The organism is Nocardia transvalensis NBRC 15921 (genome assembly GCF_000308875.1).
GTDB lineage: Bacteria > Actinomycetota > Actinomycetes > Mycobacteriales > Mycobacteriaceae > Nocardia > Nocardia transvalensis.
Genome location: NZ_BAGL01000006.1, coordinates 81,260 through 107,501 on the forward strand (window position 1 = coordinate 81,260; position 26,242 = coordinate 107,501).

Below are 26,242 nucleotides of genomic sequence, written 5' to 3' on the forward strand. Positions count from 1 at the left end.
ATGATCCTGCAGCCCAGCCAGGTGTATATCTGACGTGATATCATTGATTCGAGTCAGAATATCAAGGAGTGGCGATGGCGCGGACTGTGATCGATCTGGATGATCAGCTGGTAGCCGACGTGTCCAAGGCGCTCGGTACCGGCACCAAGAAGGAAACTGTCAACGCGGCGCTTCGTGAGGTTTTGGAGACCCGTCGGCGAGCGCTGGCTCTGACCCGGCTGCAGGATGCCGTCGCGGATGGTGCTTTCGATCTGGACCAACTCGATGACAAGGAGAACTACCGCCGGTGAGCGCGGCCGAGTTCCTGATCGACACAAGTGCATTGGTGCCTCTCATGAGGCGGGACCCTGGCGCCGCTGCGTGGCACGCTGCGGCAGCTGCTGGACTTATCGCTGTCTGCCCGATCATCGAACTCGAGTTCTTTTACACGGCCCGCTCGTTCGCCGACCGTACGCGGGCAATCGATGACATGAGAGAAGTCTTCGGATGGGAGCCCGTCGATGATCGCGCATACTCTCGTGCCTGGGAAGTCCAGGGAGAGTTGACGAAACGAGGCCAACATCGGAGTGCCGGGCCGATAGACCTCGTCGTCGCGGCCACCGCCGAACTTCGAGGGCTGACGCTCCTGCATCGCGATCACGACTTCGAGTGCATCGCAGCGATAACCGGACAACCGCATCAATGGTTCGGTTCGTCGTAGCCGACACGATCCTGGTCGCCGAAGAACTCTTCAGCCTCGGCTCGGAGGGTCTTTCCATCCACGCGCGGTAGCTTGCGGTGCCGTTCGACCAGTTGCTCCGCGGTCAATGGTCGTTTGCGACGCCCTGGTTCACTGTGGCCGACTGTTGGGTCGGCGGCGATGCGTTCCAGCCGTGGCATGAATCGACTTTGAATCCATCGACGGCTGGGGACGCTGAACCTGGCGCGTCTTCGATCGTCACAACCAGGTGTCGAGGGTTGTGGTGGTGAGGAAGTGGTCCAGGTCGGCTCGCCAGGGGGCGGGGACGGTCTTCTCGGGTTCTATGGCGGTGTATTGGCCTCGGTAGAACAGCAGCGGCCTGCCGGAGTCCGTGGACTCCGACAGGGCCTGTACCCGGCCGATCACGATGTGGTGATCGCCGCCGTCCACGACGCTCGCCACCGTGCACTGGATCGTGGCGAGGGCGTCGTCCAGGAGCGGGAGCTCCAGGTCGGAAGGGTGCCAGTCGATTCCGGCGAACTTGTCGGGTTCGCGGGAGCCGAAGCGGGCGCAGACCGGCTGTTGTTCCTCGGCGAGGACGTTCACGCAGAAGCGGCCGGCCCGCTCGATCGCCGCCCAGGTGCGCGAGCCCTTGGTGGGGCAGAACAGCACCATCGGCGGATCGAGCGACAGCGCGGCGAAGGACTGGCAGGCGAAGCCCACGGGCCCGCCCTCCTCGTCCAGCGTCGTGATCACGGTGATGCCAGTGCAGAACTGCCCCAGCACATTCCGGAACTGCCGCGCATCGATCTCGGGAAGATCGGTGCCCGCCACGCCGTCCGCCGTCATGTGAACTCCTGACTCGCTTACTTGAATCCGATGCTGAAGTCGTGGCCCCACAGGCTGACCGCCGTCGATTCCCGGGCGATCCAGTCCTCGTCCTCGACTTCCAGCCCCTCGCAGCCGAATTCGACGTCGAAGCCGCCGGGCGTCTTCATGTAGAACGACAGCATCTTGTCGTTGATGTGCCGGCCGAGGGTGGCCGACATCTTCACCTTGCGCCGCAGCGCGCGGTCCAGGCACAGCCCGACATCGTCGGAGTTCTCCACCTCGACCATCAGATGCACGATGCCGGTCGGATTCGGCAGCGGCAGGAACGCCAGCGCGTGGTGGCGCGGATTGCAGCCGTAGAACCGCAGCCAGGCCGGGTCGCCGTCGGCCGGACGACCGACCATCTGCGGGGGCAGGCGCATGGAGTCACGCAGCCGGAAGCCGAGGACGCCCTGGTAGAACGCCTGCGCCGCGGCATCGTCGGTACACGTCAGCACCACGTGGCCCAGACCCTGCTCGGCGGTGACGAACTTGTGGCCGTACGGGCTGACGAAGCGCCGGGCCAGGTACTGCATCCCGTAGAACGCCTCGAGCGTATTGCCGGACGGATCCTCGAACCGGATCAACCCCTCGACGCGGCGATCGGCCAGCTCCTCCTTGGTGGCCTCCTTGAAGGCCACCCCCGAGGCCGACAACTGCTCCCGAAGTTCTTGCAGCTCGGGAGCATTGGCGACCTCCCAGCCCGACACCAGCAGCCGGTCGTGCTCGCCCGGCACGATCACCAGGCGCGCCGCGAACTCGTCCATGCGCAGGTAGAGCGCGTCCTTGTCGGGACCCTCGCCCTCCATCATGCCGAGCACCTTGAGCCCGTATTCGCGCCACGCCGCCATGTCGGTAGCTTCGATGCGCATATATCCGAGCGCTCGAATACCCATGGGTCACTTCTCCTTGGGACTGAGGAAATCCACTGTCAGCCGGTTGAATTCGTCGAACTTCTCCCGCTGTGCCCAGTGCCCGCACTGGCCGAACACGTGCAGCTGGGCGCGCGGGATCGACTTCAGCGCCACGAGGGCGCCGTCGAGCGGGTTCACCCTATCCTCGCGGCCCCAGATCAGCAGGACGGGCTGACGCAGCTTGTAGGCGTCGCGCCAGAGCATGCCCTTCTCGAAGTCGGCCGAGGCGAACGACTTGCCCATGGCCCGCATGGCGGCCAGCGATTCCGGTGTCCGCGCCAGCTCGAAGCGCTCGTCGACCAGCTCCGGCGTCACCATCGACTGGTCGAAAACCATGATCTTCAGGAAGGTTTCGATGTTCTCGCGGGTCGGCTCGTAGGTGAACCGCGACAGCGCCTTTACGCCCTCGGTCGGATCGGGCGCGAACAGGTTGGTGCTCAGCCCGCCCGGACCCATCAGCACGAGCTTGCCCGCGCGGTCGGGATAGTCGAGCGCGAACCGCACCGCCGCCCCGCCGCCGAGCGAATTACCCAGCAGGGCAACCCGATCGGTGATCTCCAGGGTGTCGAGCAGATCCTTCAGCGCCGACGAGCTGTGCACGAAGTACTGCGGATGCTCGGTCGGCTTGTCCGACAGCCCGTATCCCGGCTGATCCACCGCCAGCACGTGGAAGTGCTCGGCCAGCACGGCGATGTTGTGCGCGAAGTTGGACCACGACGAGGCGCCGGGACCGCCGCCGTGCAGCAGCACGACCGTCGGGCCGTTACCCACGCCCGCCTCGTGGTAGTGCAGCTTCAGATCCGGCCGGACCTGCGCGAAGCGGGAGGTCGATTCGAATGTCAGCTCTGCGGTGGCGGTCATCTACACCATCCCGTCCGTGACGGGGAGGCCGAACGCGTGGGTGCCGTACATGGTGTAGGCGCGCTCGGGATCGTTGGCGGCGTGCACGCGGCCCGCGTGGGCGTCGCGCCAGAACCGTTGCAGCGGAGTGCCGTTCGCCAGCGCGGTGGCGCCGGAACTTTCGAACAGCTTGTCGATCGAGGTGATGGCCCGGCCGGTCGCGCGAACCTGGTCGCGGCGCGCCCGCGCGCGCACGTCGAACGGGATCTCCTCGCCGGCCACCAGCAGCGCGTACTCGTCGGCGACATTGCCCGACAGCTGCCGCCAGGCGGCGTCGATATCGCTGGCCGCCTCGGCGATGCGGACCTTGGCGAACGGGTCGTCCTTGGCCTTCTCGCCGGCGTAGGCGGCGCGGATGCGCTTGCCCTGATGCTCGACGTGCGCGTCGAGCGCGCCGTAGGCCATGCCGACGATAGGCGCGGAGATGGTGGTGGGATGGATGGTGCCCCAAGGCATCTTGTACACCGGATCCGTATTCTGCTCCAGGCCCGGCGCTTTCAGCTCGCTCATGGCGCGGAAGGACAGGAAGCGGTGCCGCGGCACGAAGACGTTGTCCACGACGACGGTGTTGGAGCCGGTGCCCTTGAGCCCCACCACATTCCACACGTCGTCGATGCGGTAGTCGCTGCGCGGGATCAGGAAGCTGCCGAAGTCGACCGGCTTGCCGTCCTTGATCACCGGACCGCCGACGAACACCCAGTCGGCGTGCTCGCAGCCCGACGACCAGGCCCACGAGCCGTTGACGGTGTAGCCGCCCTCGGTGACGGTGCCGGCGCCCATGGGTGCGTAGGAGGAGGAGATCCGGACCTCGGTGTCCTCACCCCACACGTCCTGCTGCGCCTGCTGGTCGAACAGCGCCAGATGCCAGTTGTGGATGCCGATGATGCCGGCCACCCAGCCGGTGGAGCCGCACGCGCTGGCGATCTTGCGGACGGTGTCGTAGAAGATCACCGGATCCGCGGCGTAGCCGCCCCACTGCTTGGGCTGCACCAGCCGAAAGAAACCGGTCGCCTGCAGCGCCTTGATGGTTTCGTCGGGGATGCGGCGTAGATCTTCTGCCTCCTGCGCGCGCTCGCGCAGCGTCGGCAACAGCGCTTCGACCCGCTCTATCACTTCTTGCGTCATCTCGGGGGCTGCTCCTGCCTGCTCGAATGGAACGGGTTCATCGGCCACCCGCGTGGTGTGGTGAGACCGATACTAGTCTTGAGACTAGAACACGTTCTTATTCCTGTCGAGAACGGGTGTCCGCACCATCATAAGGGTGGCCTTTGCCTGGTCGTCAGGTGAATAGCTAGCGCTGCAGCGGACAATTTTGTAACGTGTTCTAGTACTCAGAGGAGGGATCACGATGGCAGATAGCGCACCAGCGCGCGGCGGCAAGGTCCGTGAGATCGATGTCGGGGCCGCGCCCACGCGTTATGCGCGGGGCTGGCATTGCCTGGGCCTGGCCGCACCGTTCCGCGACGGCAAGCCGCACGCCGTGCAGGCGTTCGGCACCAAGCTCGTGGTGTGGGCCGACAGCGACGGCGAGATCAAGGTGCTGGATTCCTACTGCCGGCACCTGGGTGGCGACCTCAGCATGGGTGAGATCAAGGGCGATTCGATCGCCTGCCCGTTCCACGACTGGCGCTGGGGCGGCAACGGCCGCTGCACCTCCATCCCGTACGCGCGGCGCGTGCCGCCGCTGGCCCGCACCCGGGCGTGGATCACCATGGAGCGCAACGGGCAGCTGTTCGTCTGGCACGACTTCGAGGGCAACAAGCCGCCGGACGACATCACGATTCCCCGCATCAAGGGCCCGTACACCGATGCCGAGGGCAACGAGACCGACGAGCTCAACAGCGGGTGGACCGACTGGACCTGGGAGTCGATGCTGATCGAGGGCGCCAACTGCCGCGAGATCATCGACAACGTGGTGGACATGGCCCACTTCTTCTACATCCACTACGCGTTCCCGACGTTCTTCAAGAACGTCTTCGAGGGGCATATCGCGACGCAGTACCTGGAGACCAAGGGCCGTCCCGATATCGGCATGGCCTCCAAGTACGGCGGGGACACCCTGCTGAAGTCGGAGGCGTCCTACTTCGGGCCGTCGTACATGATCAACCCGCTCACCAACATCTACAGCGGGTTCGAGGTCAACAGCGTTCTGATCAACTGCCACTACCCGGTGTCGCAGGACGCGTTCGTGCTGCAGTGGGGCATCACCCTGGAGAAGCCCAAGGGCGTCGAGGGCGAGATGGCCGACAAGCTGGCGAAGAAGATGACCGAGGGCATCAGCGTCGGCTTCCTCCAGGACGTGGAGATCTGGAAGCACAAGTCCAAGATCGACAATCCGCTGCTCTGCGAGGAGGACGGCCCCGTCTACCAGCTGCGGCGCTGGTACGACCAGTTCTACGTGGACGTCGCCGACATCGATCCGAAGATGACGCAGCGCTTCGAGTTCGAGGTCGACACGACCAAGGCGAACGAGGTCTGGGAGGCCGAGGTCGCCGAGAACCTGCGCCGCAAGCGCGAGGCCGACGACGCGCAGGAGCAGGCCGCCCAGGAGGCGAACGCCTGATGGCCGGCTGGGCGAAGGCACCGGATTTCGCGGATCGTCCGGAGCGGCGGGAGCAGGTGCGCGCCCAGACGGTCGTCGACAAGAAGCGCTACCTCGAGGACGGGCTGACGCCGGTCGGGTGCCGCAGCTGCGGCACGGAGGTCCTGGTCCGCAAGGCCAGCTCGCATCAGAAGTCGGTGCAGTGGACGGTGAATCCGGCCGACCACTGCCCGGTCTTCAAGGAGCTGGCCCGCGGGCCGGGGCGCCCGGATTCCTGCCCCGCCCTGGAGGAGGCGATCGATCGGGCCGTCGACGAGGGCGTGCTGCGCGTCGACGAATAGACGGGCCGGCCCGGCGCTTGGAGCGAGCCGCCGGGCCGGACCGGCCCTCAGTCGAGGCGGAAGTCCGCGAAATCGAATCCCGGGGATACGAAGCAGCTGACCAGCACGTAGGCGTTCTCCGCGGGCCGCGCCGACTGGCTCACGCCGCCGGGCACCACCGCCTGCAACAACTGGCCGTGCTCCACATCCGGCCCGAGCACGACCTCCTCGCCGCCGATATCCAGCAGCAGCGGCCCGCCGCGATGCCACAGCCAGACCTCGTCCGAGCGCACCGTATGCGGCGCGGACTTCTCCCCGGGCAGCAACAGAAAGTGGATCGCCGTAGCCGCCGACCGCGGCCCGTCGTACCCCTTCGGCTCGAATTCCACTCCGCTGCGCCAGGTCTCACGAAACCACCCACCCTCGGGGTGCGGTTCCAGATCCAGTGCTGCCGCCAGCGCGGGGCGTTCGGTCATATTCGGTCTCCGTCTTTTTCGCTGTAGGCCAGCGCGACCTGGGTGAACAAATCGACCCGTCGCGCGCGGGCGGTGTCGCTGCCGGGGTCTATCAGGCATTGGGTGGCGGTGCCGTCGTGTACCGCGACGAGGGCGTGGCCCAGGGCCGCGGGGTCGGGGACGGTGCGGCCCGCGCGGCTCAGGAGTTCGGCGACCACCGGGAGGAGGGCCGCGATGATCGCCTCCTCGCGGGCGGCCATGATGCGGCGCAGGGACGGATTGCGCAGCGCGTGGGCGGTGAATTCGAAGGTGATGCGAATCCACTTCTCGTCCAGGGGAACCGCGCGCAGCACCCGCTCGACGCCCTGCCGGAGATCGGTCACCGGGGCGGGCGGATCCTCGCGCAGCACGGCGGTCACCTCGTGCAGCAACTGCTGCGACCGCTGCTCCCACATGGCGAGGAACAGCTCCTCGAGGGACGTGAAATTGGAGTAGAACGCGCCGCGCGTGAACCCGGCCCGCTCGCAGATCTGCTCGACGGTGCAGCGCCCGAAACCTTCCTCCGCGAAGGCTTCGAACGCCGCGTCGAGTAATCGCTGCCGGGTGCGGGCCCGGCGCTTGGTCAGCCGCCGTGCGGGGGCGGGCGAAGGCTCGGCCTCGGTGGACGTCGACACGACCAGCTCCTCCCCACGGTGCTCGAATACACGAGCGTATCAAAAATCGCCGGCCGGGCCGCCGCGCTCGCCCGGCCCTAACCTGGAGGGCATGACAGGGTGGCGACAGCGGACCGGCCCGATCGGCGTGCTCACCGGCGCGGGTATCTCGACCGACTCCGGTATCCCGGATTTCCGCGGGCCGCGCGGCGTGTGGACGAAGGATCCGATCGCTGAACTGCTGTCGACCTATCAGAACTACGTGGCCGATCCCGGGCTGCGGCAGCGGGCCTGGCTCGCGCGCCGCGACAATCCGGCCTGGCAGGCGCGGCCCAACGACGCGCACCGGGCGCTGGCCCGGCTCGCGGATGAGCGTGACGTCCGCATCATCACCCAGAACATCGACCGGCTGCACCAGCGTGCCGGGTCGCCGCCGGAATCGGTGGTGGAGATCCACGGCAATATGTTCGAGGTCGTGTGCGTCGGCTGCGATTACACCGCCTCGATGGCCGAGACGCTCGAGCGCGTCGCGGCCGGCGAACCCGATCCGCCGTGCCCGGCCTGCGGCGGCATTCTCAAGGCCGCGACCATCATGTTCGGCCAGCAGATGGATCCCGTCAGCGTCGACGCGGCGCAGGAGATCGCGATGGCGAGCGATATCTTCCTGGCCGTCGGCAGCTCGTTGCAGGTGGAGCCGGCCGCCTCGATGTGCGCCGTCGCCGTCGAGAGCGGGGCCGACCTGATCGTCGTCAACGCCGAGCCCACGCCGTACGACCGCTGGGCGGCCGAGGTGATCCGCGATCCGATCGGTGAGGCCGTACCGAAGCTGGTGGCGGAGATCCTGGCGGGCTGACACTCAGCCGAACGGCGTCTTCGGGCGCTCCTGCAGTTCGCCGTCGAGGAAGACGTCCACCTTCTCGTCGTAGAAGCAGGCCAGGCCCGCGACCTTCTGACTCTCCGGCAGCGGCGTCCGGTACAGCCACACCAGATCCGGATACTCGGCATCGCCGATGCGGACGTTGAAATATTCGGCGGTGCCCTTGTACGGGCAGCTGGTCCGCGTCGCCGACGGCGTCAGCAGTTCGGTCCGGACGTCGGTCAACGGCACGTAATACCGTGGCGGCAAACCGGTTTCGAACAGGATGTGCGGCGCGTGCGAATCGGCGACGGTCTGCCCGCCGATGGCCACCCGCACGTGCCGGGAGCTGACCAGGATGTCCACGCGGGTATAGGGATTGCGGGGATGGACGTAGACGGGCTCGTCCTCCTCGAACCACTCGTCCATCAGGCCCCACTCCAGCCGCACCAGATCCTGTAGTTCGGGAATCGGTGAATCCGGATAGCGCAGGGCCGCAGCGGATCTCGTGACATCGTCGAGTACCACGTCGTACTCCACGCCCTCGCCGCGGCTCGGGGAGTGGCGGGTCGACCCGGTCGGCTCCAGCTTCGCGCGCAGATCGGTGACCGGTAGATAGTAGGTCGGGTAGTAGGGGCTCTCCCAGACCAGCGTCGGCGTGACCGTATCGATCACCAGCCGTCCGTCGGCGTAGGCCCGGACTCGTTTGGGGCTGCGCTCCGTCCGGACCCGCCCCCGAGGTGTTTCGGTCATACCAGCCGACGGTACTCCGGGACGGTGAACGCGAGTGGTGGAGCGGGAGCGGGACAACTCCCGGCTCCAGCGGCGCTACCTGCGTGTTCTGCGTGCCTGCCCGGCTCGATAGGGTGGCACGGCAACATCTGGGCGAACAGAAGGTAAAGCAATTGAACGAGACGAGCGGGGCCGGGCGCGCGGGTCTGCGCACCGGTCTGCGTCGCCGGCACATGACCATGCTCGCGATCGGCGGCGCGGTGGGCGCCGGGCTGTTCGTGGGCAGCGGTTCGGTGATCAGGACGGCCGGCCCGGCGGCGGTGCTGTCCTACACGGTGGCGGGCGTGCTGGTGCTGTGCGTGCTGCGCGCGCTCGGCGAGATGGTGGTGGCCCGGCCGGTGGCGGGATCGCTGGCCGAGTACGCGCGAATCGCGTTGGGCCCCTTTGCCGGATTCACCGTGGGCTGGCTCTACTGGTACATGTACGTGATCCTGGTCGGCGCCGAGGCGACCGCGGGCGCGGCGATCCTCGCGGACTGGATCGACCTGCCGCAGTGGGTGCTGGCGGCCGCGTTGCTGGTGGTGATGACCGCGGTCAACCTGATCTCGGTGCGTTCGTTCGGCGAGTTCGAGTTCTGGTTCGCCTCGATCAAGGTCGCCGCGATCGTCGTATTCCTGATCCTGGGCGTGCTGTACGTGCTCGGGCTGTGGCCGAACGGGCATGGGGGACTGGACAATCTGACCGCGCACGGCGGATTCGTCCCGCACGGCTGGGACGGGGTGCTGTCGGCGATCGTGGTGGTGATCTTCGCCTTCGGCGGCACCGAGATCGTGACGCTGGCCGCCGCCGAGAGCGCCGAGCCCGGTAAGGCCGTGGCCCGGGCCACCAGCAATGTGCTGTGGCGGGTGGCGCTGTTCTACGTGGCCTCGATCCTGCTGGTGGTGACGATCCTGCCGTGGGACGACGCCAAGGTGCTGACCAGCCCGTTCGTCAGCGCCCTCGACACCATGCACGTGCCCGCGGCGGGGACCGTGATGCAGGTGGTCATCCTGACCGCGGTGCTGTCGGTGCTGAATTCGGCGATCTACGTGTCCTCGCGCATGCTGCACGTCCTCACCCGCGACGGCGACGCGCCCGCCGGTCTCGTCCGGGTGAACCGCCGCGGCGTCCCCGCCCGAGCGGTGCTGCTGGGCACGGTCGCCGCCTGGTGCGCGGTAGTCGCCTCCTACGTCTCTCCGGACCGGGTCTTCACCTTCCTGGTGAACTCCATCGGCGTCATGCTGGCCTTCCTCTACCTGGCGGTCATGTTCTCCCAGCTCCGCCTCCGAGCCCGCCTGCAACGCGAGGACCCCTCCGCCCTCACCTACCGCCTCTGGCTCTACCCCTACCTCAGCTGGGCTGTCATCGCCGTCCTCGGCGCGGTCCTGATCTCCGCCGCCGCCATGACCTCGATGCGCACCCAACTCCTCTCCTCCACCGTCACAGTCCTGGTAGTCGCAGCGCTCTACCCCCTGCGCGCCAAGTTCGGCAAGAAGGCCCCGGTGCGCGAGGTAGAGGTACTCACCCACTGAGCCGACTACGTCGGCTTGACCCGTTTCCTGCCAAAAACGCGCAGGAAAAAGGGTGGTGGCGTGCCGGAAACATGCCCTTTGCCCCGGCGTGCTTTTGGCCGGGGCAAAGGGGGAACGTAGATCAGTCGTCGCCGACAGTGATTGCCTCGGCCTCGGTTTCGCTGTGTTCGGCGGGGTCGTGGTCATCCACGTGGGAGAGGGCGCGGCGGCCGGAGAGTAGGACGATGACGCCGACGGCGGTGCAGGCGGCGCCGACCCAGAACGGGAGGGCCATCTGGTGTTCGCCGAGTTTGCCGGCCAGGAAGGGGGCGGCGGCGCCGCCGACGAAGCGGACGAAGCTGTAGGCCGCGGAGGCGGTCGAGCGTTCCACCGGCGCGGAGATCATCACGGCCTCGGTGATCAGTGTGTTGTTCACGCCGAGGAACAGGCCGGCCAGGATGGTGCCGACGATCAGCACCGGCTTGTGGTCGGTCCAGATCGCCATCGCCGCCAGATCGGCCGCGAACAGGCCCAGCGAGACCGCGATCATCGGCACGGTGCCGAAGGCGCGCTGCAACTTCGGCGCGAACACCACCGATGCCAGCGCCAGCAGCAGGCCCCAGCCGAAGAAGATGAAGCCGATCGCGTAGGTGCCCATATCCAGCGGGAACGGGGTGTACGCCAGCAGCGTGAAGAAGCCGTAGTTGTACAGCAGCGCGGTGATGCTCACCAGTAGCAGGCCGGGGAAGCGCAGCGCCTTGAACGGCGCGACGATCGAGGTGCGCTGGGTGGGCTTGGGTGACTGCGGCAGCAGCACCACGATCGCGACGAACGCGATGGCCATCAGCACCGAGACGCCGAAGAACGGTGCGCGCCAGCTGAATCCGCCGAGGAATCCGCCGACCAGCGGCCCGGCCGCGATCCCGATGCCCAGCGCCGCCTCGTAGAGAATGATCGCGCGGGCTACGCCGCCGGTGGCCGCGCCCACGATGGTGGCCAGGGCGGTCGCGATGAACAGCGCGTTGCCCAGACCCCAGCCGGCGCGGAATCCGACGATCTGCCCGACGGTGCCGGAACTGCCCGCGAGCGCCGCGAACACCACGATGATCGCCAGTCCGGCGAGCAGTGTCTTCTTGGCGCCGAAGCGGCTGGAGATCACGCCGGTGATCAGCATGGCGACGCCCGTGACCAGCATGTAGCTGGTGAACAGCAGCGTCACCTGCGAAGGCGAGGCGTGCAGTTGCTCGCCGATGGGTTTGAGGATGGGATCGACCAGGCCGATTCCCATGAAGGCGATCACCGACGCGAAGGCCACGGCCCAGACGGATTTGGGCTGTGCGGCTATTCCGGTGGCAGGCGCGTCGGTGGCGGCGCGCGGCGAGAGAGTGGTGCTCATCAACGCTCCTGAATCGAATCTTCTCGATGCGCAGCCGATTTCAGGGCCTCGAGCAGTTCGCCGAGCTCGTCGCTCAGAGGGGCGAGCCGGTCGGTGTCGAAGCCGGGCAATCGCTGTGACAAGGCGGTGCCGATCGCACGGCGGGACGCGACCAAACGCGCGCGTCCCGCCGGCGTCGGCTCGACGACCACGGCTCTGGAGTCGCCGGGATCGGTGGTGCGGTCGGCCAGTCCCGCCGCGATCAGCCTGCCGATCAGCGCCGTTGCCGATGGCTGGGAACACCCGTCGAGACGGGCGAACTCGCTGACCCGCAGCGGTCCGTGCTCGTCGAGGAGGGACAGCGCGCGCACCATGGCCCGCGGCAGCACATCCCCGCTGAACGACCCCGCCAGCCGCGTGAGCCTGCTCGCGGCGACCACGATGTCGACCAGCGACTCCTCGCGACTGACTACCGGGGTGACCTGACTGAACCGCACGAAAATTTAGTTTACATTTACTAACTATCTATGTACATAGGCTAACTATGTATCCACCTGTGACCCTCCCCACGCCCCCCGGGTTCAGGCGGGGCGGGCTAGGGGGTGGGTGGGGGCGCCGAAGAGTTGGGTGTCGGCGTGGGCCCGTTTGAAGTAGAGGTGGGCCTCGTGTTCCCAGGTGATGGCTATGCCGCCGTGCATCTGGACCATCTCGCCGACGACCTTGCTGTAGGCGTCGGAGCAGTGGATGCGGGCGGCGGCGAGGTCCAGCGCCGAATCGGGGCGCGGGAGGGGCGCCACGACGGCGCCCGAGGTCCGGCCCGCCGAGGTCGTCTCGGAGAGGTCGGCGATCGCGGCGTAGGCGGCCGAGCGGGCCGACTCCACCAGCACGTACATATCGGCCATACGGTGCTTGAGCGCCTGGAAGCTGCCGATCGCGCGGCCGAATTGGACCCGGGACTTGGTGTATTCGACCGTCTCCTGGAGGCATTGGTCCGCGGCGCCGACCTGCTCGGCGGCCAGTGCGGCCCAGGCGATCTCGCGCAGCCGGGCGGTGGCCGCCGCCGGTTCGCCGCCGAGGGCGCGCGCCGGGGCGGCGGTGAAGGTGATCTCGGCCAGCCGGCGGGTGGGGTCCATGGTCGGCGCGACCGTGCGCGCGACTTCCGGTGCGGCGGCGTCGATTTCGTACAGACCGTCGGACGTCGGCACGATCAGCGTATCGGCGATCGCGCCGTCGAGGACGTAATGCGCTGTGCCGGTGAGATTTCCGCTCTCGACCTGGATGCCGTAGCCGTCCCAGCCGCGCTCGGTCGCCCAGCACAGGGCCAGCGTGCGCCCGCCCTCGGCCACCTCGGGTAGCAGGCGCGCGCAGGCCTCGGTGTTGCCCGACAGGAGGACCGCCTGCACGCCCAGCACCGCCGAACCGAGCATCGGCGGGGCGTGCAGGGTGCGGCCGAGTTCCTCGACGACGACCAGCGCGGCCGCGAGACCGGCCCCGACGCCGCCGTACTCCTCCGGAATCGCCAGCGCCGCGACGCCGACCTGCTCGCACAGCAGCGTCCACAGCCGCTCGTCGTAGCCGAGGTCGCCGTCGATCGCCCGCCGCAGCGCGTCCCGGTCGCCGTGCTTGGCCAGGACGGCCCGCACCGTCGCGGCGAGTTCCTGAAGTTCCGCGGTGCTGCTCATGCCCGGCCTTTCCTGTCTGTGTCCGCGCGCAGCGCATCTCCGATACGTGCCCGGTGGAAATCCGCTGTGCCCCAGGCGGACCGGAGCGCGGTGACCTTGGTCAGCCACAGCGAGAGGTCGTACTCCGCGGTGTAACCGATCGCGCCGTGCACCTGGAGCGCGGTGCGCGCCGTGCGGTAGGCGGCCTCGGAACAGGCGAGCTTGGCCGCCGACACGTCCCGGGCGCGATCGGCCGAATCAGCGCTCAGCGCCGCGCGATACAGCAGCGGCTCGGCCATCTCCAGGCCGATCATGGCATTCGACAGGTGATGTTTGATCGCCTGATACTGCCCGATCGGCTTGCCGAACTGATGGCGCTGCTTCACGTAGTCGACGCTGGTCTCGAGCAGCGCCCGACCCGCGCCGAGCGCCTGTGCGGCGGCGGCCAGGGCCCCGGCGTCGAAGGCGGCGTCGATCGCGGCGCGCACCCCGTCACCCTCGGCCACGACGTCGTCCGCCACCACCGTGAACAGCCGCCGGGCCGAATCCACCGACCGGATCAGGTCGGTCCGGTGACCGATCGACACCCGGTCCCCGTCGGCGACCAGGACGACCTCGGCGGTGTCGGCATCGACGGCGGGCGCGTCCGGGGTCAGCGCGAGCGTGCCCAGCGCGTGGCCGTCGGCGAGGGCCGCCAGCCAGCGCCGCGCGGCCGCCTTGTCCGGAAGTGCCTGCAGCAGAGCGGGAATCGCCGCCGCGGTCTCCACCAGCGGACCGGGGACGGCGGCGCGGCCGATCTCCCGCAGCGCCACGACCAGGTCGATCGCCTCGGCGCCCATGCCGCCGTACTCCTCGTCGACGGCCAGGCCCAGCGCGCCCGCGCCCGCGAGCTGCCGGATCAGGCCGCGGCCGCTGCGGTGGTCGCCGCCGGCCCAGGCGCGAATGATGCCGGGCGTACCGGCCGCATCGCACATCTTGCGGAGGCTGCCGGCGAAATCCCGTTGTTCGGAGGACAGGGCAAACTTCATCGAGCGGTCCAATCGGAGATGGAGGTGTGAGCCGGTGTGCGCATACGTCTCTCCCGTCGTTACCGCGGCAGGCCGAGCAGGCGCTCGGCGATGATGTTGCGCTGAATCTCGTTGGTACCGGCGTAGATCGGGCCGGCCAGGGAGAACAGGTAGCCGTCGGTCCAGGCGCCGCTCTGTTCGGCGGCGGGGCCGAGCAGGTCCAGGGCGGTCTCGTGCATGGCGATGTCGAGATCGGACCAGAACACCTTGTTGACCGACGATTCCGCGCCGAGCTTGCCGCCCTCGGACAGCCGGGTGACCGTGGCCAGGGTGTTCAGCCGGTACGCCTCGGCGCCGACCCAGGCGTCCACCACGCGGTCGCGCGCCGCGGTATCGGACGGGTCGGAGGTGGTGCGCCACAGGTCGATCAGCCGACGCGCGGTCGCGCTGAACCGGCCGGGGCTGCGCAGCGACAGGCCGCGCTCGTTGCTGGAGGTGCTCATCGCCACCCGCCAGCCCTCGTTCGGCGTGCCGATCACGTCGCGATCCGGGACGAACACGTTGTCCAGGAAGATCTCCGCGAAGCCGGGTTCCCCGTCGAGCTGCGGGATCGGCCGGACGGTGACGCCGTCGGCCGACAGCGGAAACATCACATAGGTGAGGCCCCGGTGCCGCTCGGCCTCCGGATCGCTGCGGAACAGCCCGAAGGCCCAATCCGCGTACGAGGCACGCGAACTCCAGGTCTTCTGGCCGTCGAGGACCCAGCCGCCGTTGGCACGCCGCGCCGTCGACCGGATGCCTGCGAGATCGCTGCCCGCCTCCGGCTCCGACCACGCCTGCGCCCAGATGTCGTCGCCGCGCGCCATCCGCGGCAGGATGCGCTCCAGCTGCTCCGGCGAGCCGTGTTCGAACAGCGTCGGGGCCAGCAGGAAGATGCCGTTCTGGCTGACCCGGCCGGGCGCGCTCGCGGCGTAGTACTCCTCTTCGAACAGCACCCACTCCAGCAGCGACGCGTCGCGCCCACCGCAGTCCCGCGGCCAGGACACGACCGACAGCCGCGCGTCGGCGAGCGTGTGCTCCCACGCCCGGTGCGCCTCGAACCCGGCCTTGGTATCCATCGACGGCAGGGGTGTGGCGGGCACGTTGGCGCGCAGGAACTCCCGGACCTCGAGCCGGAATTCCTCGATGGCGGTGTCGTATTCGAGATCCATCTATTTCGTTCCGTTCCTGTCCGCGCCGGCCTTCATGGATTCGATGTTCATGCCACCCAGCGAGTCGGCGCCGACCTCGGCATTGTGGGCGTGTGCGAAATGGTGCAGACCGAAGACGGCGTCCATGCCCGCGCGCATGCCCATGAGGTCCTCGCACTGGTTGACGGCCTTCTTGGCCAGCGCGAGCCCGAATTGCGGCATGGCCGAGATCTTTTCGGCCAGGGCCAGCGCGTGGGTCTCCAGTTCGTCGCGGGGCACGACCCGGTTGACCATGCCCCATTCGTAAGCCTGTGCGGCCGTGAAGCGATCGCCGGTGAACAGGATCTCCTTCGCGCGGCGCGGGCCCAGCATCCACGGGTGGGCGAAGTACTCCACACCCGGAATGCCCATGCGCACCACCGGATCCGAGAAGAACGCGTCGTCGGAGGCGACGATCAGATCACACGACCACGCGAGCATCATCGCCCCGGCGATACACGCGCCCTGCACCACCGCGACGGTGGGCTTGGGGATCTCCCGCCAGCGGCGGCACATGCCCAGGTAGACCTCGGATTCGCGGGCGAACCGCTGTTCGCCGCCCGGTCGGTCGACGTGGTCCCACCACAGCACGGCCTTGTTGTCGTAGTGCACGTGGTGGTCGCGCCCCGGCGTGCCGATGTCGTGCCCGGCCGAGAAGTGTTCTCCGTTGCCCGCCAGCAGGATCGCCTTGACCTCGGCATCCTCGACCGCGCGGGTGAACGCGTCGTCGAGCGCGTAGGTCATCACCGAGTTCTGCGCGTTGCGGTACTGCGGCCGGTTCATCGTGACGATCGCGACGGGTCCGCGGCGCTCGTAGGTGACGACCTCGCCCTCGTCGGGAATGTCTGTCACGAGATCTCCTCACGTAATTGCCGCTTGAGCACCTTTCCGGCGGCGCTGTAGGGCAGCTGGTCGCGGAATTCGACGTAGCGCGGCACCTTGAAGTTCGCCAGCGTCTTCTTCGCGAAGGCGATCACGTCGTCCTCGGTGAGCGCGGCGCCCGCCCGGCGCACGATGTACGCCTTGCCGACCTCGCCCATGCGCTCGTCCGGCACGCCGATCACCGCGGATTCGGCGACGCCGTCGAGTCGGGCCAGCGCCTGCTCGATCTCGGCCGGATAGACGTTGAATCCGCCGGCGATGTACATGTCCTTGAGGCGGTCGGTGATCTTCAGATAGCCGCGCTCGTCGAGTACGCCGACGTCGCCGGTGTGCAGCCAGCCGTCGGCGTCGATCGTCTTGGCGGTGTTCACCGGATCGTCGAGGTAGCCGAGCATCACGTTCGGGCCGCGCAGCAGCACCTCGCCGTTGTCGTCGATGCGCACCTCGAATCCGGCGATCGGGCCGCCGGAGGTGTTGGCGACGGTTTCGGCGTCGTCGTCGGGCAGGCACATCGTGCCGAATCCGGCCGACTCCGACAGCCCGTACGCGGTCACGACCACATCGAATTTCAGGTCGGTGCGCATTCTCTCGACCAGGACCACCGGCACGGTGGCCGCGCCGGTGACCGCGACACGCAGGCTGCTCAGATCGGAGTCGGCGCGGGCGGGGTGGTCGAGAATGGTCTGGTAGATCGTCGGCGGGCCGGTCAGTACCGTGATGCGCTGCTCGTGCACCAGGCGCATCGTCTCCGGCACGTCGAACGTCGCCTGCGGCACGATGGTGGCGCCGGTGACCAGGCAGGCGAGCATGGCCGCCTTGTAACCGAAGTTGTGGAAGAACGGCGGGATCACCAGATACCGGTCGTCGCTGTTCAGAGTGGAGCATTCGCACCAGGCCCGCACCACATCCAGAGCCTGCCGGTGCGCGACCAGCGTGCCCTTGCTACGACCGGTGGTCCCGGAGGTGAACAAGATATCCGAAATGTCTTCCGGGCCTACGGATTCCCCACGGGCGATCACCTGCTCCGCGGGAATCTGCGCGGAGAGGTCGTCCAGATCCGCCCACGCGACAACTGCCCCCTTGCCTTCCGGGCGTCCGTCTTCCTTGTCTTCCGGGCGTCCGTCTTCCTCGTCTTCCCAGCGTCCGTCTTCCTCGTTTTCCCGGCGTCCGTCTTCCTCGTTTTCCCGGCGTGCTTTTGGCCGGGATCCCTCGCTGGATTCCGGCCAAAAGCGTGCCGGAAAAACGGGGGAGTCGGGGGAGTCTTCGTCGCCGGGGATGACGATGACCGTCTCGATGCCCAACTCCGGAGCCGTCGAACGCAATTCGCCCAGCCGGTCACGACCGAGGAAGGGACTTGCCACGAACAGGGCCTTGGCGTCCACCCGCTCCAGCACGTCCGCCGCCTCGTCCGCGACGTACCGGGTGTTCAGCGGTACCAGTGCCGCGCCGGCGTAATGCGTGGCCAGTGCGGCGACCACCCAGTGGAAGGTGTTGGGCGCCCAGATGGCGATCCGATCGCCGGGTTCGACGCCGCGGGCGATCAGCGCCCCGGCCGTCCGCCGGACCTCGTCGAGTAGGCGCGCCCAGCTCAGGCGCACATCGCCGTCGCTCACGGCGGTCGCGTCGCCATACCGGCGCGCCGTTTCGTGCAGGGCGAGAGGGGTGGTCTGCGCAGGGGTTGTCACGGTCGTCCTCGATCGGTCTACAAAGCAAGTGCTTGGTAGGTTACTCTACCGGAGTGAGTGTGATCCAGACCCACGATTCGGATGCCGCGGCGGAATCTCCCCAGGATGCCGAATTCCGTGCCGACGTGCGCGAATGGCTTGCCGAGAACCTGAACGGGCAGTTCCGTGAACTGCGCGGCCTGGGCGGTCCCGGACGCGAGCACGAGGCGTTCGACGAGCGGCTGGAATGGGACCGCCACCTCGCCGCGGCGGGGTGGACCTGCCTCGGCTGGCCCGAAGAGCACGGCGGCCGCGACGCGACACTGCGGCAGCAGGTGATCTTCCACGAGGAGTACGCCAAGGCCGACGCGCCGAGCCGGGTCTCCCACCTCGGCGAGGAACTGCTGGGCCCGACTCTGCTGGCCTTCGGCACCGAGGAGCAGAAGCGGCGGTTCCTGCCCGGCATCAAGACCGTCACCGAGCTGTGGTGCCAGGGCTATTCGGAGCCCGGCGCCGGTTCGGATCTCGCGGCCGTCACCACCTCGGCGCGTCGCGACGGCGACGAGTGGGCGATCAACGGCCAGAAGATCTGGACGTCCCTGGCGCACGTGGCCGACTGGTGCTTCGCCATCTGCCGCACCGAGCCCGGCTCGTCCCGTCACCACGGGCTGTCCTATCTGCTGGTCCCGATGAAGCAGCCCGGTATCGAGGTGCGGCCCATCATCCAGCTCACCGGCACCGCCGAATTCAACGAGGTGTTCTTCGACAACGCCCGCACCGAGGCCGATCTGGTCGTCGGCGAACCGGGCGACGGCTGGCGCGTCGCGATGGGCACGCTGACCTTCGAGCGCGGCATCTCCACCGTCGGCCAGCAGATCCGCTTCGCGCGCGAACTCGCCGATTTGGAAGTGGTCGCGAAAGACAATGGCGCGCTGGATGATCCGGTGATCGCCGCCCGCATCGACCAGGCGTGGGTGAGCCTGCGGGTGCTGCGCGCGCACGCCTTGCGCACCCTGGAATCCGGGCACGGCGCCGTCGATGCCCGTACCGCCGCGGGCCAGGCGTCAGTGTCGAAGCTGTTGTGGGCCAACTGGCATCGTGGTCTGGGCGAACTCGCCATGGACGTGCTGGGCGCCCCGGGTCTGAAAGCCCTCCCCGACGATCTCGACGAATGGCAGCGCCTGTTCCTGTTCAGCCGGGCCGACACCATCTACGGCGGCTCGAACGAGGTGCAGCGCAACATCATCTCCGAACGCGTGCTCGGCCTGCCGCGTGAAGCCCGCTAGAAAGGACATCCCGTGACAGACCTTTCCGTTGCGCCACAGCCGGTTTCCGGCCACGGCCTGCTCGCCGGCCGCACCGCGGTGGTCACTGCCGCCGCCGGCACCGGCATCGGCTCGGCGACCGCGCGCCGCCTGCTCGACGAGGGCGCCGACGTCGTCGTCTCCGATTGGCACGAGCGCCGGCTGAAGCAGACCGAGGAGGAGCTGGCCGCCGCCTACCCGGACCGCCGGGTGGCCTCGGCGGTCTGCGACGTGACCAGCACCGAACAGGTCGACGGCCTGATCGCCGCGGCCGCGGACCGCCTGGGCCGCATCGACATTCTGGTGAACAACGCCGGGCTGGGCGGGGAGACGCCGGTCGTCGACATGACCGACGAGCAGTGGGACAAGGTCCTCGACATCACCCTCAACGGCACCTTCCGCTGCACCCGGGCGGCGCTGAACTACTTCCGCGCCGCGGGGCACGGCGGCGTCATCGTCAACAACGCCAGCGTGCTCGGCTGGCGCGCCCAGCACGGCCAGGCCCACTACGCCGCCGCCAAGGCCGGCGTCATGGCCCTGACCCGCTGCAGCGCCGTCGAGGCCGCCGAACTCGGCGTGCGCATCAACGCGGTCGCGCCGAGCATCGCCCGCCACCCCTTCCTCGACAAGGTCACCTCGTCCGACCTCCTGGACCGCCTGGCCGAGGGCGAGGCCTTCGGCCGCGCCGCCGAACCCTGGGAGGTCGCCGCCACCATCGCCATGCTCGCCAGCGACTACACCTCCTACCTCACGGGCGAGGTGGTATCGGTGAGCAGCCAGCGCGCGTAAACCCACCTCCCTGACGACGGAAATTGGGTGGCGCCGACCACCCCCAACTGTGCAATCCTGATGGAGGCCGGTTCCTCTTTTTCGAAGGGACCACCATCCATGGGACTGGACCGCCGTCAGGAAGACAACGAAGAGCTGGAACTCGAGCTGGTGCGTGAAGTGGTGCTGGCTCGTCGGCGGCTGGACAGCGCCGTCATGGCCGCCCTCACCTTCGGCGCCGAACTGCTGAACCACACCTCCGAATACGCGACCGCCACGCGCGCCGCGGAGATCCTCGAGGCCCACGCGGTCGACGAGGACGATGTCGCGCGCGACCCGCGCGGCGCGCTGCGCTCCGATATGGCCCGCGACCGCGTCCGTGCCGAACGCATCGGCCTGGTGCCCGAGCCCGGCGACTCCGAATCGGCGCTCCGCCGCCGCAAACAGAACGCCCTGCTGCGTGAGGTGCGGGCCGATCTGCTCGAGGTGGTGCGGCGCTGCCGCAAGTTCACCTTCGACAATGTCGCCTTCGCCGACGGCATCGCCGAGGGATTGTGCGCCGCCACCGACAAATTGGTGGTCGGCGCCGATATGGAGACCTATCGCGCCTGGCAGCGCGGCATGGTGCTGAAACTCAGCGAGGAGCCCAATCCCGGCGGCCTGCCCCGGGTGATGGCGACCGTCGACGCCGGACCTGGCCGCGGCCCGCTGACCGTCGAGTGGGACAGCTGCGAACGCCGGTTGGCCCTGGTCGCGCGGATGGCGCGGGCGGGCGTCTCACCCGTCGTGATCTGCGATCGCCTCCTGGCGGACCTGTCGGTGTCCTCACCGCTGCGGTACTCGTTCCGCTGAGCGCGGGGCATGGACCCAAGCAAATGCTTGGTTGTACTATGGGCGGGTGACCGCACCCGATGCCTCCAAATCCGCACGTCGCAACGAACTGCTCGCACTCGCGGCCGGTCTGTTCGCCGAGCGCGGGCTGCGTGCGACCACGGTCCGGGACATCGCCGACGCGGCCGGAATTCTATCCGGCAGCCTTTACCACCATTTCGACTCGAAGGAATCGATGGTGGACGAGATCCTGCGCGGCTTCCTGGACGACCTGTTCGGCCGCTACCGCGAGATCGTCGCCTCCGGTCTGGCGGCGCGGGATACGTTGGAGGCGTTGGTCATCGCCTCCTACGAATCGTTCGACCGCCATCACGCCGCGGTGGCCATCTACCAGGCCGAGGCCAAAAGACTGAGCGACACACCACGTTTCGCGTATATCGAGAAGTACAATCAGGAGTTCCGCGAACTCTGGCACAACGTGCTCACCCGCGGCGTCGCCGACGGGAGCTTCCGTCCCGAACTCGATATCGAACTCGCCTTCCGCTTCCTGCGCGACACCGTGTGGGTGGCGGTGCGGTGGTACCAGCCCGGCGGCCGGATCACCGTCGACAGCCTCGCCAAGCAGTACCTCACCATCGTGCTGGACGGGCTCATCAATCCCGACGCGCACCGGAAGTAGGAGTTTCCAGAATGTCTGCACCGTCTGATCGCCGCCAGTACGCGCCCCTGCGGGAGGCGTACGTCGTCGATGCCGTGCGCACGCCCATCGGCAAGCGCGGCGGGTCGCTCGCCGGCACGCATCCGGCGGACCTGGGCGCGGCCGCGCTGCAGGGCCTGCTCGGACGCACCACGCTCGATCCGATCAAGGTCGACGACGTGATCTTCGGCTGTGTCGACGCGATCGGCCCGCAGGCCGGCAATATCGCCCGCACGGCCTGGCTGGCGGCGGGCTACCCGGAGTCGGTGCCGGGCGTGACCGTCGACCGGCAGTGCGGATCCTCCCAGCAGGCAATCAATTTCGGCGCGCAGGCCATCATGAGCGGTACGGCCGAGGTGATCGTCGCGGGCGGCGTGCAGAACATGAGCGCCATCCCGATCTCGGCGGCCATGCTGGCGGGTAAGGAGTACGGCTTCGAATCGCCGTTCGTCGGCTCGCAGGGCTGGGACCATCGCTACGGCACCGGCGAGGTGTCGCAGTTCAACGGCGCGCAGCTGATCGCCGAGAAGTGGGGCATCAGCCGCGAGGATATGGAGCGCTGGGCGCTGCGCAGCCACGACCGCGCCCGCAAGGCCATCGCCGAGGGCCGGTTCGACCGCGAGATCGTGCCGGTCGGCGACTTCTGGATCGACGAGGGTCCGCGCGAGACCAGCCTCGAGAAGATGGCGGGCCTCAAGCCGCTCAGCGAGGGCAGCCCGCTGACGGCCGCGGTGGCCAGCCAGATCTCCGACGGCGCGAGCGCGACCCTGCTGGCCTCGGACTGGGCGGTCGCCGAGTACGGGCTGAAGCCCCGGGCGCGCATTCACCACGTGAGCGCGCGCGGCGCGGATCCGATCTACATGCTGACCGCGCCGATCCCGGCGACCAAGTGGGCGCTGGAGAAGACCGGCCTCACCATCGAGGATATGGACGTCATCGAGATCAACGAGGCGTTCGCCTCGGTGGTCCTGGCCTGGCTGAAGGAGACCGGCGCCGATCCGGACAAGGTCAACGTCAATGGCGGCGCGATCGCCCTCGGCCATCCGCTCGGCGCGACCGGCGCCAAGCTGTTCGCCACGCTGCTCAACGAACTCGAGCGCGTCAATGGGCGCTACGGCCTGCTCACCATCTGCGAGGGTGGCGGCACCGCCAACGCCACCATCATCGAACGCCTGAGCTGAGTCTTCGGCGCTGCCGGATCGGAATGGGTGGGGCACTGACGGCCACCACCTACCATCGGCAGCATGAAGGTTCTGGGTGCGTGCCCGCTCGACTGCCCGGACGCGTGCTCCTGGGTGGTGACGGTGGAGGACGGCGTCGCGGTCGGGTTGCGGGGCAACAAGGAGCATCCGGTCACCCGGGGCGCGCTGTGCGTGAAGGTGAACCGGTACCTCGAGCAGGTGCACTCGCCGGATCGGATCACGTATCCGATGCGGCGGGTCGGCCGTAAAGGGGAGGGGCGGTTCGAGCGGATCGGCTGGGACGAGGCGCTGGACGAGATCGCCGCGCGGCTGACCGGGATCGTCGACGAGTACGGCGGCGAGGCGATCTGGCCGTTCCACGGCACCGGCAGCCTCGGCTACATCCAAGGGCTGGAAGGGTTCTCGGGGCGGCGGTTCTTCAATGTGCTGGGGTCGTCACTGCACGATCCGACGATCTGCTCCATCTCGGGGACGCTGGGGATGAAGTACACGCTCGGCACGTCGGGCGGTATGGATCCGGAGGATTTCGCGAAGTCAGAGCTGATCCTGCTGTGGGGGACCAACCCGCTCACCTCCGGGCATCACGTGTGGAAGTTCATCCAGGACAGCGGCGCACACACCGTGGCGATCGATCCCGTGCGCAGCCGCACCGCCGAACGCTGCGACGAACATCTCGCGCCGCTGCCCGGGACCGATGCGGCGCTGGCGTTCGGGCTCATGCACGTGATCGTCTCGATGGGGGCCGAGGACACCGAGTTCCTCGCCGAGCACACCGTCGGATGGGACGAATTCCGGAGTCGTATAGCGGAATTCACGCCCGATCGGGTCGCGGAGATCACCGGGCTGCCGCAGGAGCGGATCGTGGAACTCGGCGAGCGGATCGCCCGCACCCGGCCGACCGCCATCCGTGCCTCGCAGGGGATTCAGCGGCATGCCGGAGGCGGGATGGCGCTGCGGGCCCTGGCCTGCCTGCCGGGCGTCACCGGCGACTGGGCGATTCCCGGTGGGGGACTACACTATTCGACCACCGGGCATTTCAAGCTGAACGTGCCGGAGCTGGTGCGGTTCGATCTGCTGCCGAATCCGGTGCGCACGCTGTCGCAGACGCGCATCGGCGAGGGTCTCCTGGAGACCGCCGATCCGCCGGTCAAGGCGCTGTTCGTGATCGCCGCCAACCCGGTCGGCTCCAACCCGGACCAGAACCGGGTGATCGAGGGGCTCTCGCGCGAGGATCTGTTCACCGTTGTGCTGGAACACTTTCCGACCGACACCGTGGACTACGCCGATATCGTGCTACCCGCCACCATGCAGCCCGAACACCTGGACGTGCTCGCCGCCTACGGGAACATGTATCTGGTGTGGAACGAGCCGGCGGTCGATCCGCCCGGCGAATGCCTGTCCACCACGGAGACGTTCCGGCGTCTGGCCCGCCGCATGAACCTGACCGAATCCTCGCTCTACGACTCCGACGAGGATCTGGCCCGGCAGCTGCTGAAGGGCTTCGACGTCGAGCGGCTGCGCTCCGACGGCTTCCTGAAGGTCGAGCCCGGCCCCGTCCCGGCCGACAAGCTCCAGTTCGTCTCCGCCCGCGCCGAAATGGCGGGCCACGACCCCCTCCCGTCCTACATCCCGCCGGCCGACCAGGGCGACGGGCTGGTCCTCATCTCCGCCGCCTCCCACTACTTCCTCAACACCACCTTCGCCAACAACCCCGAATTGCGCCGCCGCGCAGGCGAACCCCGCGTCACCCTGCATCCCGACGACGCCGCGGCCCGCGACATCGCCGACGGCACACCGGTACTCGTCTCGAACGACCGTGGCTCGTTCGAGGCCGTCGCCGAGGTCTCCGACCGGGTCCGTCCCGGCGTGGCCGCCACCTCGAAGGGCCGCTGGCGCAAACTGACCGGCGGCCCCACTCCCAACGCCACCGTCGAGGAACGCGACTCCGACTTCGGCGGTGGCGCGGTGTTCCACGACAATCGGGTCCGGATCACCCGTCAGGGTTCGAGGTCGACCGCTCCTCGGCCCGTCGCGATATCGAGCGGCACCGATACCTGATCGTGCGCGATCAGCCAGGCGCCGTTGATCTTTCGCATGCCGTAGGTGACTCGGACCCACATCCCGTTCGTCGCGGATCCGTTCTTCAGCGTGCCGCTGAGACGAGCGAAGGCGTGCCCGAACGCCACCTCGTCACCGATGGTGAACGTCAGGTCGCGGACCTCGTAGGTCACATTCTCGAAGAACAGGAACACTTTCGCCCAGTTCTCGAGCTTCGCCGCTATCCCGACGTGCTGGAGGGGCGATTCGACGTCGAAGGATATGACGTCGGGGGTGTACACCTGCTTCAGGGCGTCGAGATCCTTGGCGCGCAGTCCGTCGACGACCTTGTCGATCTGCCGGCGGATCTCGGCGTCGTCCGCCTCGACGCGGGACTGAAAGTCGTTGGAAATGGTCATGATCGGCTCCTGACGAGAGTGGCGTCGGCTCGCTGGCCCGCGAGCGCCGTGGTCCAGGCGAGGACCTGGTCCAGCGTCTTGTGCAGTGCGACGACGTGGTGGTCGCGCGGGGTGAAAGTGGTGTGGTTCTCGAAATCGGTGAGCAGCGAGATCGCGACCTGATACCCGACATCGGCCATGCCCAGCGAGCCGCACACCGTCCGCAGCTGCACCACCGCGCGGGCGCCGCCGCCCGCACCGTAGGAAACGAATCCGACCGCCTTGTCGGTCCACTCCGCGAACAGATGGTCGATGGCGTTCTTCAACACCCCGGGCATGCCGCCGTTGTATTCGGGAGTCACCATCACGAACCCGTCGAACGGCGCGATCCGCTCCGCCCAGGCCCGGGTATGCGCATGCACCGACGGCCCGAACATGGGCGCCACCGGCTCATCCAGATGCGGAAGCGGATGATCCCGCAGATCGATCAGCTCGAACTCGGCGTCCCCTCGCCGCGCCGCCGCCTCCAGAACCCACCGAGCGACCTGCTCGCCGTTCCGGTTGGGCCGGGTGCTCCCCAGAATGATGCCGATCCTGTTCATTTCCGACTCTCCTGCCTCGCTGAAAGTGTCACAACCTCCCGACGACGCAGCCCCCCGGAATGTCAGGCCCGCGGTTCGGTATAGGGGTAACGAGCCGGGACGGGCGCTGGGGGA

29 protein-coding genes are annotated in these 26,242 nt (G+C 68.2%); 12 read left to right on the forward strand and 17 right to left on the reverse strand.

The window, feature by feature from the left end; all coding sequences use genetic code 11:
• Nucleotides 1-74 precede the first annotated feature (74 nt).
• Entirely contained in the window at nt 75-290 is a 216-nt protein-coding gene (locus ON41_RS03785; protein WP_040745123.1) for a type II toxin-antitoxin system VapB family antitoxin, read from the forward strand.
• Nucleotides 287-700: a PIN domain nuclease gene (locus ON41_RS03790; RefSeq protein ID WP_040745125.1), complete on the forward strand. Its 414-nt coding sequence runs from the start codon at nt 287-289 to the stop codon at nt 698-700. Before ON41_RS03785 ends, ON41_RS03790 begins: the two co-directional genes overlap by 4 nt.
• On the opposite strand, the gene ON41_RS41320 is transcribed toward ON41_RS03790, so the two are convergent.
• From ON41_RS41320 to hsaA, 5 genes are read right to left on the reverse strand one after another with little or no spacing between them, the layout of a single operon-like run.
• Nucleotides 679-879: a hypothetical protein gene (locus ON41_RS41320; protein WP_157185342.1), complete on the reverse strand. Its 201-nt coding sequence runs from the start codon at nt 877-879 to the stop codon at nt 679-681. The two genes, ON41_RS03790 and ON41_RS41320, sit on opposite strands and share 22 nt — an antisense overlap.
• A 58-nt stretch (nt 880-937) precedes the next feature.
• Nucleotides 938-1,528 (reverse strand): 3-hydroxy-9,10-secoandrosta-1,3,5(10)-triene-9,17-dione monooxygenase reductase subunit, encoded by a 591-nt coding sequence (gene hsaB / locus ON41_RS03795; protein WP_040745128.1) that lies wholly within the window; start codon nt 1,526-1,528, stop codon nt 938-940.
• Nucleotides 1,529-1,545: 17 nt separating this feature from the next.
• Entirely contained in the window at nt 1,546-2,445 is a 900-nt protein-coding gene (gene hsaC / locus ON41_RS03800) for an iron-dependent extradiol dioxygenase HsaC (RefSeq protein WP_040745130.1), read from the reverse strand.
• A 3-nt stretch (nt 2,446-2,448) separates the two neighbouring features.
• Nucleotides 2,449-3,324 carry a 4,5:9,10-diseco-3-hydroxy-5,9,17-trioxoandrosta-1(10),2-diene-4-oate hydrolase gene (hsaD, locus tag ON41_RS03805; protein ID WP_040745132.1) on the reverse strand — a complete coding sequence of 292 codons (876 nt, stop codon included), beginning with the start codon at nt 3,322-3,324 and terminating at the stop codon, nt 2,449-2,451.
• Nucleotides 3,325-4,488 carry a 3-hydroxy-9,10-secoandrosta-1,3,5(10)-triene-9,17-dione monooxygenase oxygenase subunit gene (gene hsaA, locus ON41_RS03810; protein ID WP_040745134.1) on the reverse strand — a complete coding sequence of 388 codons (1,164 nt, stop codon included), beginning with the start codon at nt 4,486-4,488 and terminating at the stop codon, nt 3,325-3,327.
• Nucleotides 4,489-4,711: 223 nt separating this feature from the next.
• Between hsaA and ON41_RS03815 the strand changes: the two genes are divergently transcribed.
• On the forward strand, nt 4,712-5,926 hold the full coding sequence (locus ON41_RS03815; RefSeq protein ID WP_040745136.1) for a 3-ketosteroid-9-alpha-monooxygenase, oxygenase component: 1,215 nt from the start codon (nt 4,712-4,714) through the stop codon (nt 5,924-5,926).
• On the forward strand, nt 5,926-6,246 hold the full coding sequence (locus ON41_RS03820) for a hypothetical protein (RefSeq protein ID WP_040745137.1): 321 nt from the start codon (nt 5,926-5,928) through the stop codon (nt 6,244-6,246). The genes ON41_RS03815 and ON41_RS03820 overlap by 1 nt, the downstream gene beginning before the upstream one ends.
• Before the next feature lie 47 nt (nt 6,247-6,293).
• Here the strand turns inward: ON41_RS03820 and ON41_RS03825 are convergent, their stop codons facing one another.
• Together ON41_RS03825 and ON41_RS03830 are read right to left on the reverse strand one after the other, a co-directional pair.
• A complete protein-coding gene (locus tag ON41_RS03825; protein WP_040745139.1) occupies nt 6,294-6,701 on the reverse strand; it encodes a cupin domain-containing protein in 408 nt (135 codons plus the stop codon).
• Nucleotides 6,698-7,360: a TetR/AcrR family transcriptional regulator gene (locus ON41_RS03830; protein ID WP_373281314.1), complete on the reverse strand. Its 663-nt coding sequence runs from the start codon at nt 7,358-7,360 to the stop codon at nt 6,698-6,700. The genes ON41_RS03825 and ON41_RS03830 overlap by 4 nt, the downstream gene beginning before the upstream one ends.
• Before the next feature lie 85 nt (nt 7,361-7,445).
• Here ON41_RS03830 and ON41_RS03835 point away from each other — a divergent pair, with 85 nt between their 5' ends.
• Nucleotides 7,446-8,186 carry an SIR2 family NAD-dependent protein deacylase gene (locus tag ON41_RS03835; RefSeq protein ID WP_040745144.1) on the forward strand — a complete coding sequence of 247 codons (741 nt, stop codon included), beginning with the start codon at nt 7,446-7,448 and terminating at the stop codon, nt 8,184-8,186.
• Nucleotides 8,187-8,189: 3 nt separating this feature from the next.
• On the opposite strand, the gene ON41_RS03840 is transcribed toward ON41_RS03835, so the two are convergent.
• Nucleotides 8,190-8,942, reverse strand: coding sequence for a DUF427 domain-containing protein (locus ON41_RS03840; RefSeq protein WP_040745147.1), 753 nt, complete (start codon nt 8,940-8,942; stop codon nt 8,190-8,192).
• 152 nt (nt 8,943-9,094) lie between these two features.
• Here ON41_RS03840 and ON41_RS03845 point away from each other — a divergent pair, with 152 nt between their 5' ends.
• Nucleotides 9,095-10,492, forward strand: a complete 1,398-nt coding sequence (locus ON41_RS03845) for an amino acid permease (RefSeq protein WP_246460932.1) — start codon at nt 9,095-9,097, stop codon at nt 10,490-10,492.
• Nucleotides 10,493-10,613: 121 nt separating this feature from the next.
• On the opposite strand, the gene ON41_RS03850 is transcribed toward ON41_RS03845, so the two are convergent.
• From ON41_RS03850 to ON41_RS39980, 7 genes are all read right to left on the reverse strand, one after another.
• A complete protein-coding gene (locus tag ON41_RS03850) occupies nt 10,614-11,867 on the reverse strand; it encodes an MFS transporter (protein WP_040745148.1) in 1,254 nt (417 codons plus the stop codon).
• Entirely contained in the window at nt 11,867-12,343 is a 477-nt protein-coding gene (locus tag ON41_RS03855) for a MarR family winged helix-turn-helix transcriptional regulator (protein ID WP_051160936.1), read from the reverse strand. The genes ON41_RS03850 and ON41_RS03855 overlap by 1 nt, the downstream gene beginning before the upstream one ends.
• Nucleotides 12,344-12,427: 84 nt before the next feature.
• Nucleotides 12,428-13,528, reverse strand: a complete 1,101-nt coding sequence (locus ON41_RS03860) for an acyl-CoA dehydrogenase family protein (RefSeq protein WP_040745151.1) — start codon at nt 13,526-13,528, stop codon at nt 12,428-12,430.
• The gene (locus tag ON41_RS03865; protein ID WP_040745152.1) at nt 13,525-14,535 is read right to left on the reverse strand and encodes an acyl-CoA dehydrogenase family protein; all 1,011 of its coding nucleotides are present in this window, start codon (nt 14,533-14,535) and stop codon (nt 13,525-13,527) included. The genes ON41_RS03860 and ON41_RS03865 overlap by 4 nt, the downstream gene beginning before the upstream one ends.
• A gap of 59 nt (nt 14,536-14,594) precedes the next feature.
• Nucleotides 14,595-15,725, reverse strand: a complete 1,131-nt coding sequence (locus tag ON41_RS03870; RefSeq protein WP_040745154.1) for an acyl-CoA dehydrogenase family protein — start codon at nt 15,723-15,725, stop codon at nt 14,595-14,597.
• Nucleotides 15,726-16,586 carry an enoyl-CoA hydratase gene (locus ON41_RS03875; RefSeq protein ID WP_373281315.1) on the reverse strand — a complete coding sequence of 287 codons (861 nt, stop codon included), beginning with the start codon at nt 16,584-16,586 and terminating at the stop codon, nt 15,726-15,728. It abuts the gene before it with no gap.
• A 5-nt stretch (nt 16,587-16,591) separates the two neighbouring features.
• Nucleotides 16,592-18,310, reverse strand: coding sequence for an AMP-binding protein (locus tag ON41_RS39980; protein ID WP_040745156.1), 1,719 nt, complete (start codon nt 18,308-18,310; stop codon nt 16,592-16,594).
• 59 nt (nt 18,311-18,369) lie between these two features.
• On the opposite strand from ON41_RS39980, the gene ON41_RS03885 reads away from it, so the two are divergent.
• The 6 genes from ON41_RS03885 to ON41_RS03910 all read left to right on the forward strand — a co-directional run bounded on the left by ON41_RS03885 (nt 18,370) and on the right by ON41_RS03910 (nt 25,149).
• Nucleotides 18,370-19,575, forward strand: a complete 1,206-nt coding sequence (locus tag ON41_RS03885) for an acyl-CoA dehydrogenase family protein (RefSeq protein ID WP_169336466.1) — start codon at nt 18,370-18,372, stop codon at nt 19,573-19,575.
• 12 nt (nt 19,576-19,587) lie between these two features.
• The gene (locus tag ON41_RS03890) at nt 19,588-20,382 is read left to right on the forward strand and encodes an SDR family oxidoreductase (protein ID WP_040745157.1); all 795 of its coding nucleotides are present in this window, start codon (nt 19,588-19,590) and stop codon (nt 20,380-20,382) included.
• A gap of 99 nt (nt 20,383-20,481) precedes the next feature.
• Complete coding sequence (locus tag ON41_RS03895; protein ID WP_040745158.1) at nt 20,482-21,213, forward strand: hypothetical protein; 732 nt, start codon at nt 20,482-20,484, stop codon at nt 21,211-21,213.
• 46 nt (nt 21,214-21,259) lie between these two features.
• Entirely contained in the window at nt 21,260-21,871 is a 612-nt protein-coding gene (locus ON41_RS03900; RefSeq protein ID WP_040745159.1) for a TetR/AcrR family transcriptional regulator, read from the forward strand.
• A 47-nt stretch (nt 21,872-21,918) separates the two neighbouring features.
• Nucleotides 21,919-23,070, forward strand: coding sequence for an acetyl-CoA C-acetyltransferase (locus ON41_RS03905; protein WP_040745210.1), 1,152 nt, complete (start codon nt 21,919-21,921; stop codon nt 23,068-23,070).
• A 63-nt stretch (nt 23,071-23,133) separates the two neighbouring features.
• Entirely contained in the window at nt 23,134-25,149 is a 2,016-nt protein-coding gene (locus ON41_RS03910) for a molybdopterin-containing oxidoreductase family protein (protein ID WP_051160938.1), read from the forward strand.
• Here ON41_RS03910 and ON41_RS03915 read toward each other — a convergent pair.
• Both ON41_RS03915 and ON41_RS03920 read right to left on the reverse strand, forming a co-directional pair.
• Nucleotides 25,089-25,547, reverse strand: a complete 459-nt coding sequence (locus ON41_RS03915) for a YybH family protein (protein WP_040745161.1) — start codon at nt 25,545-25,547, stop codon at nt 25,089-25,091. The genes ON41_RS03910 and ON41_RS03915 overlap by 61 nt on opposite strands.
• The gene (locus ON41_RS03920; RefSeq protein WP_040745162.1) at nt 25,544-26,128 is read right to left on the reverse strand and encodes an NADPH-dependent FMN reductase; all 585 of its coding nucleotides are present in this window, start codon (nt 26,126-26,128) and stop codon (nt 25,544-25,546) included. The genes ON41_RS03915 and ON41_RS03920 overlap by 4 nt, the downstream gene beginning before the upstream one ends.
• Between the last annotated feature and the right edge of the window lie 114 nt (nt 26,129-26,242).